The organism is Corynebacterium sp. BF-R-2 (genome assembly GCF_024586525.1).
Taxonomy (GTDB): Bacteria; Actinomycetota; Actinomycetes; order Mycobacteriales; family Mycobacteriaceae; genus Corynebacterium; species Corynebacterium singulare.
Genome location: NZ_JAMFTP010000001.1, coordinates 1 through 17,893, shown reverse-complemented (window position 1 = coordinate 17,893; position 17,893 = coordinate 1). Strand labels below are relative to the sequence as shown.

At 59.0% G+C, this 17,893-nt stretch carries 18 protein-coding genes; 16 read left to right on the top strand and 2 right to left on the bottom strand.

Annotated elements, in window-relative coordinates; all coding sequences use genetic code 11:
• The first annotated feature begins 36 nt into the window (after positions 1-36).
• The 9 genes from rimP (at position 37) to M5J09_RS00050 (ending at position 9,330) form a co-directional block, all read left to right on the top strand.
• Positions 37-603, top strand: a complete 567-nt coding sequence (rimP, locus tag M5J09_RS00090) for a ribosome maturation factor RimP (RefSeq protein WP_257156578.1) — start codon at positions 37-39, stop codon at positions 601-603.
• Between the two features lie 3 nt (positions 604-606).
• Positions 607-1,623: a transcription termination factor NusA gene (gene nusA, locus M5J09_RS00085; RefSeq protein ID WP_042531316.1), complete on the top strand. Its 1,017-nt coding sequence runs from the start codon at positions 607-609 to the stop codon at positions 1,621-1,623.
• A gap of 108 nt (positions 1,624-1,731) precedes the next feature.
• On the top strand, positions 1,732-2,067 hold the full coding sequence (locus tag M5J09_RS00080) for a YlxR family protein (protein WP_144790235.1): 336 nt from the start codon (positions 1,732-1,734) through the stop codon (positions 2,065-2,067).
• Positions 2,068-2,177: 110 nt separating this feature from the next.
• The gene (gene infB, locus M5J09_RS00075) at positions 2,178-4,946 is read left to right on the top strand and encodes a translation initiation factor IF-2 (protein ID WP_257156577.1); all 2,769 of its coding nucleotides are present in this window, start codon (positions 2,178-2,180) and stop codon (positions 4,944-4,946) included.
• 145 nt (positions 4,947-5,091) lie between these two features.
• Positions 5,092-5,535: a 30S ribosome-binding factor RbfA gene (gene rbfA / locus M5J09_RS00070; RefSeq protein ID WP_042531309.1), complete on the top strand. Its 444-nt coding sequence runs from the start codon at positions 5,092-5,094 to the stop codon at positions 5,533-5,535.
• A complete protein-coding gene (locus tag M5J09_RS00065; protein WP_257156576.1) occupies positions 5,536-6,498 on the top strand; it encodes a bifunctional oligoribonuclease/PAP phosphatase NrnA in 963 nt (320 codons plus the stop codon).
• Entirely contained in the window at positions 6,499-7,797 is a 1,299-nt protein-coding gene (locus M5J09_RS00060) for an MATE family efflux transporter (protein WP_257156575.1), read from the top strand.
• A gap of 44 nt (positions 7,798-7,841) precedes the next feature.
• The gene (locus tag M5J09_RS00055; RefSeq protein WP_257156574.1) at positions 7,842-8,663 is read left to right on the top strand and encodes a metallophosphoesterase; all 822 of its coding nucleotides are present in this window, start codon (positions 7,842-7,844) and stop codon (positions 8,661-8,663) included.
• Positions 8,656-9,330, top strand: coding sequence for a 4'-phosphopantetheinyl transferase (locus M5J09_RS00050; RefSeq protein WP_042531302.1), 675 nt, complete (start codon positions 8,656-8,658; stop codon positions 9,328-9,330). Before M5J09_RS00055 ends, M5J09_RS00050 begins: the two co-directional genes overlap by 8 nt.
• A gap of 47 nt (positions 9,331-9,377) precedes the next feature.
• Here the strand turns inward: M5J09_RS00050 and truB are convergent, their stop codons facing one another.
• Positions 9,378-10,271 carry a tRNA pseudouridine(55) synthase TruB gene (gene truB, locus M5J09_RS00045; RefSeq protein WP_257156573.1) on the bottom strand — a complete coding sequence of 298 codons (894 nt, stop codon included), beginning with the start codon at positions 10,269-10,271 and terminating at the stop codon, positions 9,378-9,380.
• 37 nt (positions 10,272-10,308) lie between these two features.
• On the opposite strand from truB, the gene M5J09_RS00040 reads away from it, so the two are divergent.
• From M5J09_RS00040 to M5J09_RS00025, 4 genes are all read left to right on the top strand, one after another.
• Positions 10,309-11,289 (top strand): bifunctional riboflavin kinase/FAD synthetase, encoded by a 981-nt coding sequence (locus M5J09_RS00040; RefSeq protein ID WP_257156572.1) that lies wholly within the window; start codon positions 10,309-10,311, stop codon positions 11,287-11,289.
• Complete coding sequence (locus M5J09_RS00035) at positions 11,290-12,210, top strand: nucleoside hydrolase (protein WP_257156571.1); 921 nt, start codon at positions 11,290-11,292, stop codon at positions 12,208-12,210. It begins immediately after the preceding gene.
• Between the two features lie 78 nt (positions 12,211-12,288).
• Complete coding sequence (gene rpsO / locus M5J09_RS00030) at positions 12,289-12,558, top strand: 30S ribosomal protein S15 (protein ID WP_042531292.1); 270 nt, start codon at positions 12,289-12,291, stop codon at positions 12,556-12,558.
• A gap of 142 nt (positions 12,559-12,700) precedes the next feature.
• Positions 12,701-14,980 (top strand): polyribonucleotide nucleotidyltransferase, encoded by a 2,280-nt coding sequence (locus tag M5J09_RS00025; RefSeq protein ID WP_257156570.1) that lies wholly within the window; start codon positions 12,701-12,703, stop codon positions 14,978-14,980.
• An 87-nt stretch (positions 14,981-15,067) separates the two neighbouring features.
• Here the strand turns inward: M5J09_RS00025 and M5J09_RS00020 are convergent, their stop codons facing one another.
• Positions 15,068-15,736, bottom strand: a complete 669-nt coding sequence (locus tag M5J09_RS00020; RefSeq protein WP_042531288.1) for a hypothetical protein — start codon at positions 15,734-15,736, stop codon at positions 15,068-15,070.
• Between the two features lie 477 nt (positions 15,737-16,213).
• Here M5J09_RS00020 and M5J09_RS00015 point away from each other — a divergent pair, with 477 nt between their 5' ends.
• From M5J09_RS00015 to M5J09_RS00005, 3 genes are read left to right on the top strand one after another with little or no spacing between them, the layout of a single operon-like run.
• Entirely contained in the window at positions 16,214-16,636 is a 423-nt protein-coding gene (locus M5J09_RS00015; protein WP_257156569.1) for a hypothetical protein, read from the top strand.
• Positions 16,636-16,953 (top strand): hypothetical protein, encoded by a 318-nt coding sequence (locus tag M5J09_RS00010; RefSeq protein WP_141754606.1) that lies wholly within the window; start codon positions 16,636-16,638, stop codon positions 16,951-16,953. Before M5J09_RS00015 ends, M5J09_RS00010 begins: the two co-directional genes overlap by 1 nt.
• Positions 16,950-17,345, top strand: a complete 396-nt coding sequence (locus M5J09_RS00005; RefSeq protein WP_042531285.1) for a hypothetical protein — start codon at positions 16,950-16,952, stop codon at positions 17,343-17,345. The genes M5J09_RS00010 and M5J09_RS00005 overlap by 4 nt, the downstream gene beginning before the upstream one ends.
• Positions 17,346-17,893: the final 548 nt, after the last annotated feature.

Below are 17,893 nucleotides of genomic sequence, written 5' to 3'. Positions count from 1 at the left end.
CGATAGACCCTACCCGTGTGGCCTAGTCTAGAGCGCATGGCATTCCCAACACCCGCGCAACTTACTGACATCCTGCAGCCAGTCGTCACCCCACGCGGCCTCGACATCGAGGACGTGAAGACCACGAGGGCTGGCAAGAAATCCCAGGTTATTATCCGCGTTGACGGTGATGAGCGCCCGAGTTCAGACCTTATCGAGGAGTTGTCTCAGGAGATTTCAGCACTGTTTGATGCGAAGGAAGACGCCGGTGAACTGAACTTTGGTGCCGGCTACACGCTCGAGGTCTCAACCCCCGGCGTGGACTTCCCACTCACCGCCGCACGTCACTGGCGCCGTAACCGTGGACGGCTCGTGGGCTTCGCGCTTGCCGACGTCCCCGATACCACCCACGTCGCTCGCATCGGTGCTCTTTCAGAAAACGAAAAATCCGTGGCGCTCGTCACGACTGTGAAGAAGGAGGTGCACTACCAGATCGAGCGATTGGAAAACCTCACCCGTGCGGTGGTAGAAATTGAATTTGCTCAACCTTCGGTACAGGAGCTGGAGGCGACTAAGCAGACGTTCGATTTCGCCGAGCAGAACTCGGCAACCCGAGAGGACTAATAAGTGAATATTGACCTAGAGGCACTTCGTACGATTCAGCGCGAGCGTGGCGTCCACGTGAAGGACCTGCTCGAAGCTATCGCGGGTGCCCTTTTGTATTCCTATCTGGATTACCGCACCGAGTCAGCCGAGACTAAGGCTGCAGGCACGAAGTCACGTGTCGACATCGATGCAGATTCCGGCGCGGTGGCGGTCATTGTCACGGAGAGCGATCCCGAAACTGGTGAGGTCATCAGCGAATACGATGACACTCCAGAGAACTTCGGCCGCATCGGCGCGCAGGCTGTCCGTGACGCCATCCTGCGCAAGCTGCGTGAGGACGAAGCTGAGCGCACCTATGATTCCTATTCTGAGCTCATCGGCACCGTCGTGTCTGGTGTGGTGCAGCGCGACATTCACGCCAACAAGCGTGGCGTTGTTGTGGTGCAGCTAGGTACCGAGCACGATTCCCAGGACGCCATTCTCCTGCCCGCCGAACAACTGCCGGGGGAGAAGCTCGAGCATGGCGATCGTGTCAAGGCCTACGTGGTGGGCGTCAACCGCACTGGTGCGAAGGTGCAGATTACGCTGTCGCGTACTCACCCGGAGCTGGTGCGTGGTCTTTTTGAGCTGGAGGTTCCGGAGGTTGCTGATGGCACCGTTGAGCTCATCGCCATCGCCCGTGAGGCGGGGCACCGTTCCAAGGTGTCTGTCGTGGGACATGCCAAGGGCCTGAACGCCAAGGGTGCTTGTATCGGTCCCAAGGGTGCGCGAGTGAGCAACATCATGCGCGAAATTGGCGGTGAGAAGATCGACATTATCGACTTCAACGAAGATCCCAGCGTATACGTGGGCAATGCGTTGGCGCCGTCCAAGGTTGTACGCGTGGAGATCCTCGATGAAGAAGCGCAAGTGGCCAAGGTGACCGTGCCGGACTACCAACTGTCCCTAGCCATCGGCAAGGAAGGCCAGAACGCTCGTCTGGCTGCCCGCCTCACGGGCTGGAAGATTGATATTCACTCTGACGCAGCGCGTGATTAACCCGCGGCGGAATTAAAGGTTTGGCGTATTTTCGCGTAGACTAGACAACGGCCCACATGCAGGAATGCTGTGGCGTAGTAGCAGTGGCGAAACAACGTAAGGAGTTGGATGTCTCAAGGACAGCGACTCCGAACCTGTATCGCTACGCGCCAGAAGCATCCCGACACGGAACTGCTCAGGGTTGTCGCCGATAGGGACGATCCCGAAGGTCGCCGTGTCGTTCCGGATCCGCGTCGCCAGCTCCCTGGGAGGGGAGCATGGATCAGACCAGATCTGGAAGCAGTAGCGCTGGCGGAGCGAACTCGTGCCTTCAAGCGCGCGCTCCGAATGTCCACTGACGTGGACACAGGTCACGTACGTGAGTACCTTGCTGCCCAGCAGCAGGTGCCGTCGGCGGGCGTCAGTCCGTGCGACCCAGAGTTAAAAAGGAAGACCGAACACTGATGAGCGCACAACCATGAAGCAGCATCAGCGATGACAGTCCATAGCCATTAACTAGGGGTCAAGCCGTATTTTCGCGGCCTTGGCTCCTAGGAAGATTAAAGAGGAGACAAGTGCCCGGAAAGCTACGTGTACACGAGTTGGCAAAGCAGCTCGGTGTAACCAGCAAGGAACTACTCGCCACGCTGAAAGAACAGGGCGAGTTCGTGAAAACCGCATCCTCGACCATCGAGCCCCCGGTGGTTAAGAAGATGCGCGCGCACTACGAAGCTAAGGAAGCTCAGAGCGGCGAGAAGAAGGATAAGCCTGCAGCTTCCGGCTCCAGTGCGCCTAAGCCTGCAGCAAAGAAGTCTGCAGAGAACAAACCGGCAGAGAAAAAGCCCGCTAAGCCCGCTGCGCCGAAGCCAGGTGCTGCAGCTCCGAAGCCGGGCGCCGCAGCTCCGAAGCCAGGTGCTGGCGCCCCCAAGCCAGGTGCTGTAGCTCCGAAGCCGGGCGCCGCTGCGCCGAAGCCAGGTGCTGGCGCCCCCAAGCCGGGCGCACAGCAGAAGAGCTCTGCTAAAGGTGGCGAGCGTGGTGCTACGCCGCGCTCCATGCCGAAGCCGGGTGGCACCCGCCGTGTAGCTAATAACCCGTTCTCTACGGGTGGCTCTAGCGGTGACCGTCCAACCCCTGGGCCGCGTCCGGGTGGCTCGAAGGGCCAGCGTTCCGGCGCTAAGCCGGGCGATAACCGCGGCGGCAAGGGTGGCGGTCGCCCGCAGGGTGACGGAAACAAGGGCGGCGGCGGTCGTCGTCCATCGCCGGCCATGATGCCGTCCCACCCGAACCCGGCAAGCATGCCGTCCAAGTCTTCCGGTGGCGGAGGAGGCGGCGGCCGTGGCCGTGGCGGCCGTGGTGGCCCGGGCCACGGTGGCCCCGGTGGCGGACCCGGCGGTTTCCGCGGTGGTCGCGGCGGTCGTCGCGGCGGCACCGCTGGTGCATTCGGCCGCCCAGGCGGCGCTCCGCGTCGCGGCAAGAAGTCGAAGCGTCAGAAGCGCCACGAGTTTGAAGAGCAGCAGAAGCACGAGGTAGGCGGCGTACGCCTGCCTGACGGCGGCGGCAAGACCGTTCGCCTGCGTCGCGGTGCTTCCTTGGCTGACTTCGCTGAGAAGATCGGCGCAGATCCAGCAGCTTTGGTTCAGGCACTCTTCAACCTTGGTGAAATGGTGACCGCAACCGCTTCTGTCTCCGAGGACACCCTGCAGCTGCTGGGCTCTGAGATTAACTACGACGTTCAGGTCGTTTCCCCAGAGGACGAGGACCGTGAGTTGCTTGAGTCCTTTGACCTTCAGTTCGGCCAGGACGAGGGTGGCGAAGAGGCTCTGGAGAAGCGCCCGCCAGTTGTCACCGTGATGGGTCACGTCGACCACGGTAAGACTCGCCTGTTGGATACCATTCGTAAGACCAACGAAGGTGCGGGTGAGGCCGGTGGTATTACCCAGGGTATCGGTGCCTACCAGACCGTCGTTGACCTTGAGGACGGCCCGCGCACCATCACCTTCCTGGATACCCCGGGTCACGAGGCCTTCACCGCTATGCGTGCGCGTGGTGCGAAGTCCACGGACTTGGCTATCCTCGTCGTCGCTGCTGACGACGGTGTGATGCCGCAGACCGTGGAGGCCATCAACCACGCCAAGGCTGCGGACATCCCGGTCGTGGTGGCAGTCAACAAGATTGATAAGCCGGAAGCTCAGCCGGATAAAATCCGTGGTCAGCTCACTGAGTACGGCTTGATTCCGGAAGAGTATGGCGGCGACACGATGTTCGTGGACATCTCCGCTAAGAACAACATCAACATCGATGAGCTGCTTGAGGCAGTTATCCTGACTGCTGATGCTGCTCTTGAGCTCACCGCGAACCCGGATATGGACGCTCAGGGTGCTGCCATCGAAGCACACCTCGACCGCGGCCGTGGTCCGGTGGCTACCGTCATCATCCAGCGCGGTACGCTGCACATCGGTGATTCCATCGTTGTCGGCGATTCGCATGGTCGTGTTCGTCGCATGCTTGATGAATTCGGCCAAGACGTCGAAGAGGCAGGTCCGTCCCGCCCGGTTCAGGTACAGGGCCTCAATGGCGTGCCTGGCGCAGGTGACAACCTGCTGGTGGTCGAGGATGACCGCGTGGCACGCCAGATTGCCGCACAGCGTGACGCCCGCAAGCGCTCCGCACTGCAGGCCAAGGCCCGCAAGCGTGTGTCCCTCGAGGATCTGGATGCAGTGCTCAAGGAGACTTCGACGCTCAACCTCATCCTCAAGGGCGACAACGCCGGTTCGGTCGAGGCCCTCGAGGATGCCTTGTTGGACATCGAGGTCGACGACGAAGTACAGCTCAACATCATCGACCGTGGTGTGGGTGCGGTTACCCAGACCAACGTCTCCTTGGCAGCGGCTTCCGACGCCGTCATCATCGCCTTCAACGTTCGTGCTGAGGGCAAGGCCACCGAGGAAGCTAACGCTGAGGGCGTCGATGTGCGCTACTACACCGTCATCTACCGCGCCATCGAAGAGGTGGAGGCTGCTCTCAAGGGCATGCTCAAGCCCATTTACGAGGAGCGCGACACCGGTGCAGCTGAAATTCGTGCGCTGTTCAAGTCCTCCGCTGTCGGCACCATCGCTGGTTGTATGGTCACCGAGGGCAAGGTCAAGCGCAATGGCAAGGTTCGCCTCGTGCGTGACGGCAACGTCATCACGACCGATGCAAAGATCGAGTCGCTGCGTCACGAGAAGGACGATGCCAACGAGATCAACGCCGGCTACGAGTGCGGTATGGTTCTGTCCTACCCGGACATCCAGGTAGGCGATATCATCCAGGCCTACGAAGAGGTCGAGGTTCCGCGCGACTAATCGCGTGTGACACTTACACTCGTTAGCAAAGCCCAGCCAGGATTCCTGGCTGGGCTTCAGCATTCTTTCCCCGCGGTTTTCGCAGGCCGAGGGGGATCGGTATCCTAGACTAGTTATCACGAGTAGAAGCTAAAGGAGCATCACCATGGTTGATCACGCACGCGCCGCACGCATGGCCAAGCGCATCCAGGCCATTGTGGCCAGTGCTATTGAACGCCAGATCAAGGATCGCCGCCTCGAACTGGTAACCATTACGGACGCCCGAGTTACCGGTGATCTGCATGATGCCACTGTGTTCTACACAGTTCGCGGTAAAGATATTGACGCTGAGCCTGACTTCGAGCAGGCGGCGGAAGCTCTGCACCGTGCCAAAGGTCAGCTGCGCAAGATCGTGGGTGATCAGCTCTCCGTGCGATTCACGCCGACGCTGTCCTTCGAACTCGATACTGTCCCGGAAGCCTCCGCACACATGGAGGATCTGCTCGCCCGCGCCCGCGCGCGCGATGAGGAGCTGGCAAAACTCAAGGAAGGCGCGAAGCCAGCAGGTGACGCTAACCCGTACAAAACCTCGGAGAGAGAAGAGGATTAAGTGTCACGAACCAACTACCAAAGCGCAGTGGATGCTCTGGTCCAGGCCAGCAGCATCTGTATCATCACGCACCTGCGCCCCGATGCTGACGCTGTGGGATCCGCAGCTGCGTTGACGCTTGCATTGCGTCAGCGCGGCAAGGAGACCCGTACGGTGATTGGTCAACGCCGTGATATTTCCGCCAACCTCTTTTCCATTCCAACCGTGGATGAAATTGAGCTGGTCGATGATCTCCCTAAGGGCTATGACCTGTACGTCACCGTGGACTGCGGATCGCTGGATCGCACAGGCTCAGTAGCCGCCGAGATTGCTGAGATGGCGGCTGCCGGCCGAGTCTTGTGCATTGACCATCACGCGTCCAATGATGGCTTCGGCTCCATCAACGTGGTAGACCCCGTGTGCGAGTCCACAACGGTGGTGCTTCTGGACATCCTCGACAGAGTCTCCATTCAGATCGATCGCGTCATCGCTCACTGCCTCTACGCAGGTCTCGTGACCGATACTGGTAATTTCCGCTGGGGTCGTCCTGCGATGCATGACATTGCGGCACGCCTCATGCTCTATGGGCTTGATACCAAACAAATTGCGCTCGAGCTTATGGACTCGAACACTGCCGATGATCTGCAGATGATCGGGCGAGTGCTCTCCGGACTCAGCATCGAAAAGGCAGGGGAGCACCGCCTTGCCGTCCTCTTTGTGCCTTATGAGGAGGTTGCATCCCACGCGGATTCCGCGATTGAATCTTTCGTGGATTACGTTCGTGCCCTCAAAGGCACGGATATTGGTGTCGTGTTCAAGGAGCAGGCGCCTCAGGTGTGGGCGGTGTCTCTGCGCTCTTCTGTTGTGAACTGCGCGGACGTGGCTCTTACATTCGGTGGCGGCGGGCATGTCCCGGCGGCAGGTTACACCGCACACGGCACGCCTGAGGAGGTCACCGCACAGCTAGTAGGTGCACTGACCTAAATGACCTCGGAGCAACCAGTCAAGGTCACAGCCGGTGAAGTCTTTCGGCTTGCTGTGCCTGCGCTCGGCGTTTTGGCGGCAATGCCGCTGTACCTTCTACTTGATACTGCTGTGGTGGGCCGTCTGGGCGCTTCCCAGTTGGCATCTTTAGGAGCGGCTGCCACGCTGCATTCCGTTGTGACTACCCAGCTCACTTTCCTGTCCTATGGCACCACGGCTCGCGCGTCGCGTCTGTTTGGAGCGGGCAAACGTGAGGAAGCAGTAGCTGAGGGTGTGCAGGCAACATGGGTCGCGGTAGGCGTGGGGCTGGTGCTGGCAACCATCATGTGGCTGTTTGCCGGTGTCTTTGCCATGTGGCTGACCGGTAGCCCAGAGACTGCTGAGGGCACCGCCCAGTGGCTGCGCATCGCCGCTTTCGCCATTCCTCTCACGCTAGTGGAAATGGCCGGAAATGGTTGGATGCGTGGTGTTCACAACACCCGGAAGCCTTTGTATTTCACCTTGGCTGGCATGATCCCAGGTGCCATCGCTGTTCCCATCTTCGTGCATTTGTGGGGGCTGCCGGGCTCAGCCGTCGCTACTGTCCTCGGCATGGGGATCATCGCGGCTTTTTTCGTGCGGGAGCTGCGCCGAGAGCACACAGGCTCCTGGGAAGTGAAGTGGGATGTTGTCCGTCGCCAGCTGGTGTTGGGCCGTGATCTTATTGTGCGGTCGATGAGTTTTCAGGTGGCCTTCCTCTCCGCGGCGGCAGTCGCCTCCCGTATCGGAACTGCCCAGCTAGCGGCACACCAGATCATGATGCAGATGTGGAACTTCCTCGCCTTGGTGCTCGATTCGCTTGCTATTGCTGCTCAAGCCCTCACTGGAGCTGCGCTCGGTGCTGGTTCCGCGCGTTATGCACGAACGGTGGGAACCAAGGTCACTCTGTACTCCACGACGTTCTCCGTGGCTTTGGCCGCTGTTTTGGCTCTCGGCGCTGGAGCGATCCCACGCATCTTCACCACGAGCCCGGAGGTCCTTGACGTGATCTCGGGGCCATGGTGGGTCATGACCTTTCTTGTGGTCATTGGAGGTGTGCTCTTTGCCCTCGATGGCGTGCTTTTGGGAGCGGGAGACGCTGCCTTCCTTCGCACGTTGACACTGGCATCTGTGTTGCTGGGCTTCCTGCCTGGTGTGTGGCTGGCCTACGCCCTGGGTGCCGGCCTTGTTGGGGTCTGGGGAGGCATTGCAGCCTTCATCGTGATCCGCATGGTAGGCGTGGTGTGGCGCTTTTACTCCATGCAGTGGGCGCGAACCTAACCCTGTGGTAAAAGTAGAGGGACTGTTCGTGTGAAGGAGGCGCCATGACCACCCTGTGGGCCGTCTCTGATCTTCACGCCGCGGTGCGCGTCAATGGTGAGCGTATTGACGAGCTCGTCCCCCCAGACCCCAGCGATTGGTTGATTGTGGCGGGGGATGTTGCCGAGCGAATCGACCTCGTGCTCAGCACCTTGGCTCGACTGAAAAACCGCTACGCCACAGTCATCTGGGCCCCAGGTAACCATGAGCTGTTCTCTCGCGGCCAAGACCTCTACCAAGGGCGCAACAAATACGATCGCCTCGTTGAGGGCTGCCGCGAAATCGGCGTCGTGACTCCGGAGGATCCATTTCCGGTCTTTGGTGGGGTCACCGTCGTACCTCTCTTTACCTTGTACGATTACAGCTTCCGCCCACCCGGAACGACGGTGGAACATGCACTCGCCAGTGCGAAGCAAAAGCAGATCGTCATGACGGATGAGTTTGCCATCGCACCGTTCGTTGATGTGCGCGCGTGGTGCTGGGACCGGCTGGCTTATTCCATCAAGCGCCTATCCCGCGTGGAAGGCGAGACCGTTCTGGTCAATCACTGGCCCTTAGTGCAGGAACCGACGCTCTATATGCGCTGGCCAGAAGTCGCACTGTGGTGTGGCACCCGCCATACGAGGTCGTGGCCGCGGCGCTATAACGCTAAGGCCGTTATCTACGGGCACCTGCACATGCCGAACCGCACCAACATCGACGGCGTGGACCACATCGAGGTGTCTCTTGGCTACCCACGTGAGTGGCAGGCCCACGGCGACGTACAGCAGTGGCCGTATCCGGTGCTGACTATTGATGAGGAAACAGGGAGGGCAGATCATGCTTGAGCCCTTCCTATTCCCGGAGTCCGCGCGCTATTGCTACGTGCGCACGGATGAGTCGATGACGGATCTGCTGAATTACAACCATCTCTCCCCAGAGGAGCGCTCGGTGGTTTCTCAAGCAGTGGATATCCGCAAAGCGGAGTTCGGTGATGCGCGCTGGTGCGCACATCGCGCCCTCGAAGAATTGAATTACACCCGCGGTGAGCCCATCTTGCGCGGTGAGCGTGGCATGCCGCTGTGGCCGGAGGGTTTCACCGGCTCGATGACCCACACGGACGGCCTGCGCGCCGCGGTGGCTGCACCGACGACCCACGTGCGCTCGATGGGCCTTGACGCGGAGCCAGCCGAACCATTGCCGGAGCATGTGCTCACCATGATTGCCAGGGCAGGGGAGATGCCGCAGTTGTCTCGCTTGCAGGATGCCGGTATCACCTGTCCGGATCGTCTGCTGTTTTGTGCCAAAGAGGCGACGTACAAAACGTGGTTTCCCATGACGCGGCGCTGGCTCGATTTTGACCAGGCGGAAATTGATCTCCGCCTTGATGGCACGCTCATTTCGTACATCTTGGCCCGGCCCACACCCGTTCCTTTCATCACGGGTCGCTGGATTATCCGGGAAGGCTACGTCATCGTGTCCGCCTCGGTCCCGGCACTCAACTTTGACTCCTAACGCGGCAGGTGAGAGCCAACGCTACAGGTTAGCTCCATCGCTTCAAGCTAGAGCGTCGACGGGCGCGCTACGAAAACTGTGGCCAATCGCTTGCCCTTCTCTTTAACGAGGGCGATCGAGCGGCCGTGCGGGTCCACGGCGGCATGGATGCCCTTCAGCCCACGCGGTTCGAGCCACTTTCCCATGGCCAGTGCTTGGGCTTCCTCCTCGGTGACGTCCAAGACCGGGTAGCTGCGCGCGAGCGCCTCGTCGAGGCTCAACGAGAGCACGGGGGATTCCTCCAGGGAGGCGAGGGGGAGGGCGTCAGCAAGCGTAAAAGGCCCCACCTCCGTGCGCCGTAGCGCGGTGAGGTGCCCGCCCACGCCCAGAGCCTCGCCGAGATCGCGGGCCAAGGAGCGGATGTAGGTGCCCGAAGAGCAGGCCACTGACACATCCAGATCCACATAGTCGCCGTCACGTCGGGTGTCCAGTACCTCGAAGCGGCTCACCGTGACTGGACGCGCGGGAATGTCCACATCCTCGCCGGCTCGTACCCTTTCATGGGCGCGTTTGCCATCGATCTTGATGGCGGACACGGCGGCAGGGCGCTGCATGATGTCACCAGTGAGGTTCTGGATTTCGTGGGCAATGGAAGCATCGCCAAGTGCAGCGGCGGATTCTCCCCACGTGCGCTCGCCCTCAGCGTCATCGGTGTGGGTTGCCATGCCCAGACGAATCGTCGCATCATAAGCCTTCGTCGATGCCACCATGTGTGCCAGGAACTTCGTACCGCGTTCCAGTCCCACCACGAGCACTCCCGTTGCCATCGGGTCGAGCGTGCCGGCATGCCCCACCTTGCGCGTGTGGAAGTAGCGGCGGAGCTTGCCAACGACGTCGTGTGAGGTCATGCCTGCGGGCTTATCGACGACCACCAGGCCGGAACGTGCGAGCGGATCAGTCATGCACTGCAGTCTAGGGCAAACGTAGTTGTGGGATAGCATGGTGTCCGTGGATATTTGGTACGGAATCGATAACATCCCCACGGACCTCGGTCCGACGTCGGTGACCATCGGAGTTTTCGATGGCCTGCATCGCGGCCATCAACAGCTTGTGACTAGGGCTGTCAAGTATGCGCGCGACCATAAGGAACGTGCGGTAATGGTGACCTTCGATCCGCACCCGGTCTCGGTGTTCCTTCCGGAACGAGCACCTGTGGCCGTCCTCACCATGGAACGACGCCTGCAGCTAGCGGAGGAGATGGGTATCGATGCGGTGCTCGTTATCGACTTCACCCAAGAGTTACGCGGTGCCCAGCCCCGAGAATACGTCGAGGATTTGCTTGTGGGACGTCTCTGCGCCGAGCACGTCGTAGTGGGGGAGAACTTCACTTTTGGTGCAGGTGCTGCCGGAACCGCGCCTGCATTGGCAGAGTTTGGCGCGGAGCTTGGCTTTAGCGTGGACATCGTGCCGCTGCTCAACGACGATGGGGAGCGCATCTGTTCCACCAACATCCGTGTCGCGCTAGAAAGAGGCGACATCGTCCGCGCGAATTGGGCCTTGGGGCGCCACTTCTCAGTAACGGGGCCCGTTGTCCGCGGCGCGGGTCGGGGAGGCAAAGAGCTGGGCTTTCCGACGGCCAACCAGTACTTCCCGGAATCCGTAGCTATCCCAGCTGATGGCGTCTATGCCGGCTGGTTCGTCATAGAACCGACGGGCGCGCCCGTCGAGGGTGATATGGAGCCTGGCGTTCCGTACCCAGCGGCCATTTCCGTGGGTACGAATCCCACCTTTGGTGATGAGGAACGCTCAGTTGAATCTTTCGTCCTTGACCGCGACGCCGATCTCTATGGCCACGAGGCCACCGTGCGTTTCGTGGACCACGTGCGCGACATGGAAAAATTCAACTCCGTCGAGGAGTTGTTGAGCGCAATGGCACGTGATGTGGAGCGGGTGCGCGAGATTCTTGCCCTGGAGGCCTAAGTGAAACTCATCCTGGATCTCGATACCGGCATCGACGACGCCCTCGCTCTGGCCTATGCGCTGGCACACCCTGACCTCGAGTTGATCGGTGTCACCGGAACGTATGGCAACGTTCCCGTGGGCCTTGGAGTACGTAACGCACTCGCCCTCCTTGAGCTCCTCGGTGCCGAGGACGTTCCCGTTTTCACCGGGCCAACCCGCGAAGGATTTTTAGTGGCCCCCATTTCTGCCTTCATTCACGGCCGCAATGGGTTAGGCGACGTGCTGCTTCCGCCACCCCGTCGCGCTGCACAGGGCGACGCCGTAGATTTCCTCATTCGCTCCGTCCGGGAGCATGGAGAGGACCTGGTGATTGTGCCCACGGGGCCGTCGACAAGCATTGCGGCCGCCATGCAGAAGGGCCCAGACTTCGCACGCACTGCTCGCATCGTCATGATGGGCGGTGCCCTCACCGTGCCTGGCAACGTCACCCCGTACGCTGAGGCCAACGTCTACCAAGACCCGCGGGCCACGGATTATGTCTTCCGCCATGCTCACGACCTCACGATGGTGGGCCTCGACGTCACGCTGCGCACGCTACTCACCACTGAGAACACGACACAGTGGCGTAATTCCCGTGTCGGCAGAGTCTATGCCGACATTGTGGACTATTACATCCGCGCATACGCGACGACCTCGCCACATCTGGGAGGATGCGGCCTTCACGACCCGCTCGCTGTTGCTGTAGCTGCAGACCCGTCCCTGGTGACCTGCATCGATCTCAACTTGCGCTGCGAGGACACTGGACGCACCATTGGTGACCCGGAGCGCTTGTCCGCGCCAGCTACCACCCGCGTGGCGGTGGGGGTAGACACCGAGCGATTCCTCGCTGATTTGATGTCGAGGCTCACCAGCCTCTATACTTCTTCTTCGGCTTGCTGACTGCGGTTCACAGTAGTCACGGGCAGCGCTGTACAGCGCACTATTTCATGTGGACTGAAATACAATAGGAGATTTTCCATGGCTTTGACCACCGAGAAGAAGGCAGAAATCCTCAAGGAGTTCGGCCTGCACGAGACCGACACCGGCTCCACCGAGGCACAGGTTGCCCTGCTAACCTCCCGCATCAACAACCTGACCGAGCACCTCAAGGGCCACAAGCACGATCACCACTCCCGCCGTGGTCTGCTGCTCATGGTTGGTCGCCGTCGCGGCCTCCTGAAGTACTTGGAGGCTAACGATGTTGATCGTTACCGTGATCTGATTTCTCGTCTGGGTCTGCGTCGCTAAGCACGCACCCCACCAACCCCCGCACTGTCTGTGCGGGGGTTTTCTCATGCCATCTGGTAAAATTCTTGGGCGTTGTCAGAAACACCGAATCGAAGAGGCGACACCGAAGATCGCCAGGACACCTCCAAGGAGAGTCACAGAGATGAGCGCTAGAAACGCCAAGAACGTAAAGAACGCCGCCACCAACACCGTCGAGTTCGCCATCGACGATGACTATGGCATCACCGAGGCCATCGCCACTTTGGACAATGGCGACTTCGGCACCCGCACCATCCGTTTTGAAACCGGTCAGCTTGCTCGCCAAGCTGGTGGCTCCGTGACCACCTACCTGGACGAGGACACCATGCTCCTGTCCACCACCACGGCGTCCAACCAGCCGCGCGAAGGCTTTGACTTCTTCCCGCTGACCGTGGACGTGGAGGAGCGCATGTACGCTGCGGGAAAGATCCCGGGTTCCTTCTTCCGCCGCGAGGGCCGACCCTCCACTGAAGCTATCTTGGCCTGCCGCCTTATCGACCGCCCGCTTCGCCCGACTTTTGTCAAGGGCCTGCGCAACGAGGTCCAGGTCGTTGTCACGGTGTTGTCCATGGACCCGGAGGAGTACTACGACGTTGTCGCCATCAACGGCGCGTCTGCCTCGACGCAGCTCTCCGGCCTGCCGGTTTCTGGTCCGGTCGGCGGCGTGCGCATGGCACTCATCGCCGACGACAAGCACCCAGAAGGCCAGTGGGTAGCCTTCCCGAACAATGAACAGCATGAGCGCGCACTGTTCGACATGGTTGTGGCCGGCCGCATCGTGAAGAAGGGCCGCAAGGATGACGTCGCCATCATGATGGTGGAGGCCGGCGCCGGGGTCAACGTGGCTGAGCGTATCAAGGAAGGTGCTCCGGCCCCGCAGGAATCCACCGTGGCTGAGGGCCTCGAAGCCGCCAAGCCTTTCATCAAGACTCTGTGTGAAGCCCAGGCTGGACTGGCTGAGCGCGCCGCGAAGGAGACCCAGGAGTTCCCGCTGTTCCCGGCTTACAGTGACGACGTGTACGAGGCCGTCGAGAAGGCAGCTGCCAAGAAACTGGAGAAGCTGCTCACCATCCCCGGCAAGCAGGAGCGCGACGACGCGACGAACGAGTACATGGAGAAGGTTGAGGCCGATCTCCTTGAGGACTTCGATGACCTCGACGAAGCCGATGCATCGAAGCAAATCCGCAACGCCTTCAACGCTGTGATGAAGGATATCGTGCGCACCAAGATCCTCACCGAGGGCTTCCGCATCGATGGTCGTGGTGTCACCGACATCCGCGACTTGGGTGTCGAGGTCGACCTCATCCCGCGTGCCCACGGTTCCTCCCTGTTTGAGCGCGGTGAGACCCAGATTCTCGGTGTGACCACCCTGGACATGCTCAAGATGGAGCAGCAGATCGACTCCCTGACCCCGGTTGAGTCCAAGCGCTACATGCACCACTACAACTTCCCGCCGTACTCCACTGGTGAGACGGGTCGTGTGGGTTCTCCGAAGCGTCGCGAGATCGGCCACGGTGCCCTGGCAGAGCGCGCACTGCTTCCGGTTATCCCGTCCCGCGAAGATTTCCCGTACGCCATTCGCCAGGTCTCTGAGGCCTTGGGCTCCAATGGCTCGACTTCGATGGGCTCTGTCTGTGCCTCCACCTTGTCCCTCTACAACGCCGGCGTGCCGCTCAAGGCTCCGGTAGCTGGTATTGCCATGGGCCTCGTCTCCGGTGAGGTTAAGGGCAAGGAGAAGTTCGTGGCGCTTACCGATATTCTCGGCGCCGAGGACGCTTTCGGTGACATGGACTTCAAGGTCGCCGGTACCTCTGAATTCATCACCGCACTGCAGCTGGACACCAAGCTGGATGGCATTCCTTCGCATGTGCTTGCCGATGCCCTCGAGCAGGCCCGCGACGCCCGTTCCGCCATCCTGGAGACCATGGCTGAGGTCATCGAGGGCCCGGACGAGATGTCCGGCCTGGCTCCGCGCATCACCTCTGTGACCATCCCGGTCAACAAGATTGGTGAGCTCATCGGCCCGAAGGGCAAGACCATCAACACCATCACCGAGGAAACCGGCGCTGACGTCTCCATCGAGGAGGACGGTACCGTCTACGTTTCCGCCGCCACCGGTGAGGCTGCTGAGGCTGCCATCGAGCGCGTCAACAGCATTGCTAACCCACAGTTGCCGAAGGTGGGCGAGCGCTTCCTCGGCACCGTAGTCAAGACCGTGGCCTTCGGCGCCTTCGTATCCCTGACCCCGGGCCGCGATGGCTTGGTCCACATCTCCAAGCTGGGCGGCGATGAGCGCATTGAAAAGGTCGAGGACGTCGTCAACGTTGGCGACAAGATCCAGGTCGAAATCGCCGACATTGATAACCGCGGCAAGATTTCCCTGGTTCCGGTTGAGGAAGACTAATTCCCTAACCTCATAAGCCAGAGCCCCGCTCTCCAGCTCGTTCATGGGCTGCGATGGCGGGGCTCTTAGCTTGTTGGGTGCTAGCTGCTAGTCCTGGAAATCAAGTACAAGTCGTTTGGGGTCCTCGAGAAATGTCACCGAGTACGGCGTCCTCTTCTGCAGACCAATGATGAATTGCGATTGTGACTCAAATGAGCTGGTGTAGACGACCTCACTCACGACGCCGGAACCTGGAGTGACTCCTGGCTTAATGTGCCGTTGTTCAAGCTCAGGCGTAGATGGCCAAGGAGTTCCCTCGATTCCGACGTCGAGAAAAGCATTTCCTTCTGCCTCAACCGGGTAACCGGAGGCCTGTTGAGTTGGGCTATCTGTGTAGGTGGTAAACCAGCCCGGTTCGCCGCTTCCTTCGAGATCAATGACTACGCGGGTAAACCCATCGTGGGCACCCACACGCACATTAGTTGGCGTGAGATCTCCAAGCCGTTCGGGCATGTGATGCTGATTATCCAGGGCTGCTGTACCCATGCCCGCAAACTGTGCTGAAGTCGTTGTCTGCGAGCTGCTTTGCGCTCCCGAGTCCTCTGGGGTCACTTTTTCACTGGCTGGAGCTTCAGCAACTCGCGGACTGGATTCAACCGAACTAAAGGCAGGTGAATTTGTGGTGTGCGAACCACCATCAGAGCATGCGGTGATGGTCAACGCACATCCGGCAATGATGACCCCGATGACGGTGGTCGGTGCAATCAATCGAGCCATTTTTATCCCTTCAGCTGTGACAGCAGGATCCAGCTTCCTAGACCATCATAACGAGCAGCAACACGTGGGCATCACTGCCTAACCCCGCTGGACCCCGAGGGGCATTCTCAGGCCATCTAGCCTCCCTAACTCTTAAAAGTTCCGCTCAGTTCCAAAAAACTGCGCCGACTTTTTACCATTAGGGAGGCTTTTCTTTATCTCCCTCCGGCCCCGGCTCCCGCGACCCTTCGTCGTTTGATTCGACGGCTTGGGGTTGTGCGGGGTGAGTTTTGGGTTCATCGTTTGTTTCGACGGCGCGGGGCTTATCCGTGTGTTCATCCTTCTTAGTTATGCGTACCGAACGGAGGTCCTATGGATTTGAGAGGACTTTCCATCTACTGTCATGAGTGAAGTGCATTCCCAACGCTAAGAAAGGTAAAGAATCTGGTTAAAAAGTCTGCAAGAAAAGTTCGTTTGGCATTGGTTTGTGGTGCTGTCTTGGCTCTTGCCGCCCCCAGTAGCGCGTTTGCTCAGGATGCAGAAGCGACCTTGGATGGTGATACGGTTCCTGCTGCAGACAGTGAATCGGGATTTGAGTTGTCTTCCGGAGAAACCAAGACTGTAGACCTGTCGGATGCCAAGGAGAAACAGTCAGCGGAAATCCATGTGGAAGGTGAGCCGACTATAAGCTTCTATGATGCATCAAACACTGCCCCTGCGTGTGTGTCTGCTGAGCATCATCTATCTGAGATCAAAATTCGGAATAATTGCCCTACACCTGTTCGGGTGAAAGTCATCATGACGGGTTGGGTGGGTTCTCAGGATATTGAGTGCACAGGGGTTGCCCCGGGCGCTGAAGAAACCGTTTCCAAGTCGAAGGTTCCAGGTATTACTCGCATCGATCGAGTGGAGAATTGCTAATGAAGAAATTACGTGCTTTGGCGCTTACACTCGCTCTTCCTTCTGCAGTGTTTGCTCAAACGCAAGTCGCGCAAGCAGCGGGTGTTGTTAAAAATGAACTAGGCATGATCACCATGAAATGCCAGGTAGTGGAGAATGCCCCCGGCAATCCTATTGTGGGCTTTGTCATAGGTAATCATCCAACAGATCCTAATGCTGCCAAATCCGATGCAAATTTGTATGAAAGCAAGTTTAACAATGCCCATAAGAGGCATTGCTATCCTCAGCGGAAGTACCGTCCGTCGGGTGCCTATGACACGAGTTGGAACCCTAAATGATGTCCAGCGAAATTACCCTGACAAAGACCTATTTCCTTGCGAGAGAAGAGGATTTGCCTCGGTTTTATCAGCGCTATCTTGAACGAGTGGAGCGCGTGAAACAGTTCACGACCGTCTATCTGGTCGCTGATGTGGAGATTGATGAGTCGGATTCCGTTGTGAAAAAGAACTTGCTCCATGATCTCCAGGCTCAGAGTGATGAACCGGTTAACGAGGATGAATGGAATATGTATAGCTATTCCACCGCATTAGGGACGATCGACGAGCCTATTGAGCCTGGGGCGGCTGTGTCACGTTTGTGGGAGGACATGCTTTTGACCGACGATGAGGAGTGGCCTCGGTCTTTTATCAGCTCTGTTGATTTCGCGTCGTTTATGTCACGGCCGAAGTAACGGACTGGAAGCCGTTCGGTGCAGGTGGTGAAGTTTTGTCGAGGGAGTCACGCTTAACGTGACTCCCTGAGCTATTGTTCTCTATTATTGTGAAGCTAACCCGTTAAGAACATTTGTTCCATCTTTCCAGAGAGTGTGTCTCCCTCCTGTTATATAATCAATAGTGCTTCGCGGGTTGAGCTAAGCAGTGATCTAGGACTCGACATCCTAGGTACCTTAGCAATAGCAGTGTTATACCTGATTGCTCTTTGGATTATTGAAAGTGTAGGTCAGCCTTTTTCAAAGAAGTTTCTTGTTCGCATAAATAAAGAAAAGGAGCAGAGAATGGGTCATAACAATCGCAGTCGCATTATCGCGTCAATTGAAAATATAGGTACTGGAGCAATCGGTAGCTCACTGCTCATGCTGAACTCGTGAAGCAAAGGGGCCCTTCCGGTTTTAGAGTGCGTTGATTTTGTCCTGTAGCTGTCCGGAGTGGATTAGGCATCGCAAGATGTAGTGGTTGAGGTTTTTAAATCCTAAGGCGATGCCGCGTAGGTGCTCGAGTC

What these genes read in the sequence shown, in the direction of transcription:
- rimP (WP_257156578.1), top strand. Translation starts at nt 37, where the DNA reads ATGGCATTCCCAACACCCGCGCAACTTACTGACATCCTGCAGCCAGTC.
- M5J09_RS00080 (WP_144790235.1), top strand. Translation starts at nt 1,732, where the DNA reads ATGTCTCAAGGACAGCGACTCCGAACCTGTATCGCTACGCGCCAGAAG.
- rbfA (WP_042531309.1), top strand. Translation starts at nt 5,092, where the DNA reads ATGGTTGATCACGCACGCGCCGCACGCATGGCCAAGCGCATCCAGGCC.
- M5J09_RS00060 (WP_257156575.1), top strand. Translation starts at nt 6,499, where the DNA reads ATGACCTCGGAGCAACCAGTCAAGGTCACAGCCGGTGAAGTCTTTCGG.
- M5J09_RS00055 (WP_257156574.1), top strand. Translation starts at nt 7,842, where the DNA reads ATGACCACCCTGTGGGCCGTCTCTGATCTTCACGCCGCGGTGCGCGTC.
- M5J09_RS00050 (WP_042531302.1), top strand. Translation starts at nt 8,656, where the DNA reads ATGCTTGAGCCCTTCCTATTCCCGGAGTCCGCGCGCTATTGCTACGTG.
- truB (WP_257156573.1), bottom strand. Translation starts at nt 10,271, where the DNA reads ATGACTGATCCGCTCGCACGTTCCGGCCTGGTGGTCGTCGATAAGCCC.
- M5J09_RS00040 (WP_257156572.1), top strand. Translation starts at nt 10,309, where the DNA reads ATGGTGTCCGTGGATATTTGGTACGGAATCGATAACATCCCCACGGAC.
- rpsO (WP_042531292.1), top strand. Translation starts at nt 12,289, where the DNA reads ATGGCTTTGACCACCGAGAAGAAGGCAGAAATCCTCAAGGAGTTCGGC.
- M5J09_RS00025 (WP_257156570.1), top strand. Translation starts at nt 12,701, where the DNA reads ATGAGCGCTAGAAACGCCAAGAACGTAAAGAACGCCGCCACCAACACC.
- M5J09_RS00020 (WP_042531288.1), bottom strand. Translation starts at nt 15,736, where the DNA reads ATGGCTCGATTGATTGCACCGACCACCGTCATCGGGGTCATCATTGCC.
- M5J09_RS00010 (WP_141754606.1), top strand. Translation starts at nt 16,636, where the DNA reads ATGAAGAAATTACGTGCTTTGGCGCTTACACTCGCTCTTCCTTCTGCA.
- M5J09_RS00005 (WP_042531285.1), top strand. Translation starts at nt 16,950, where the DNA reads ATGATGTCCAGCGAAATTACCCTGACAAAGACCTATTTCCTTGCGAGA.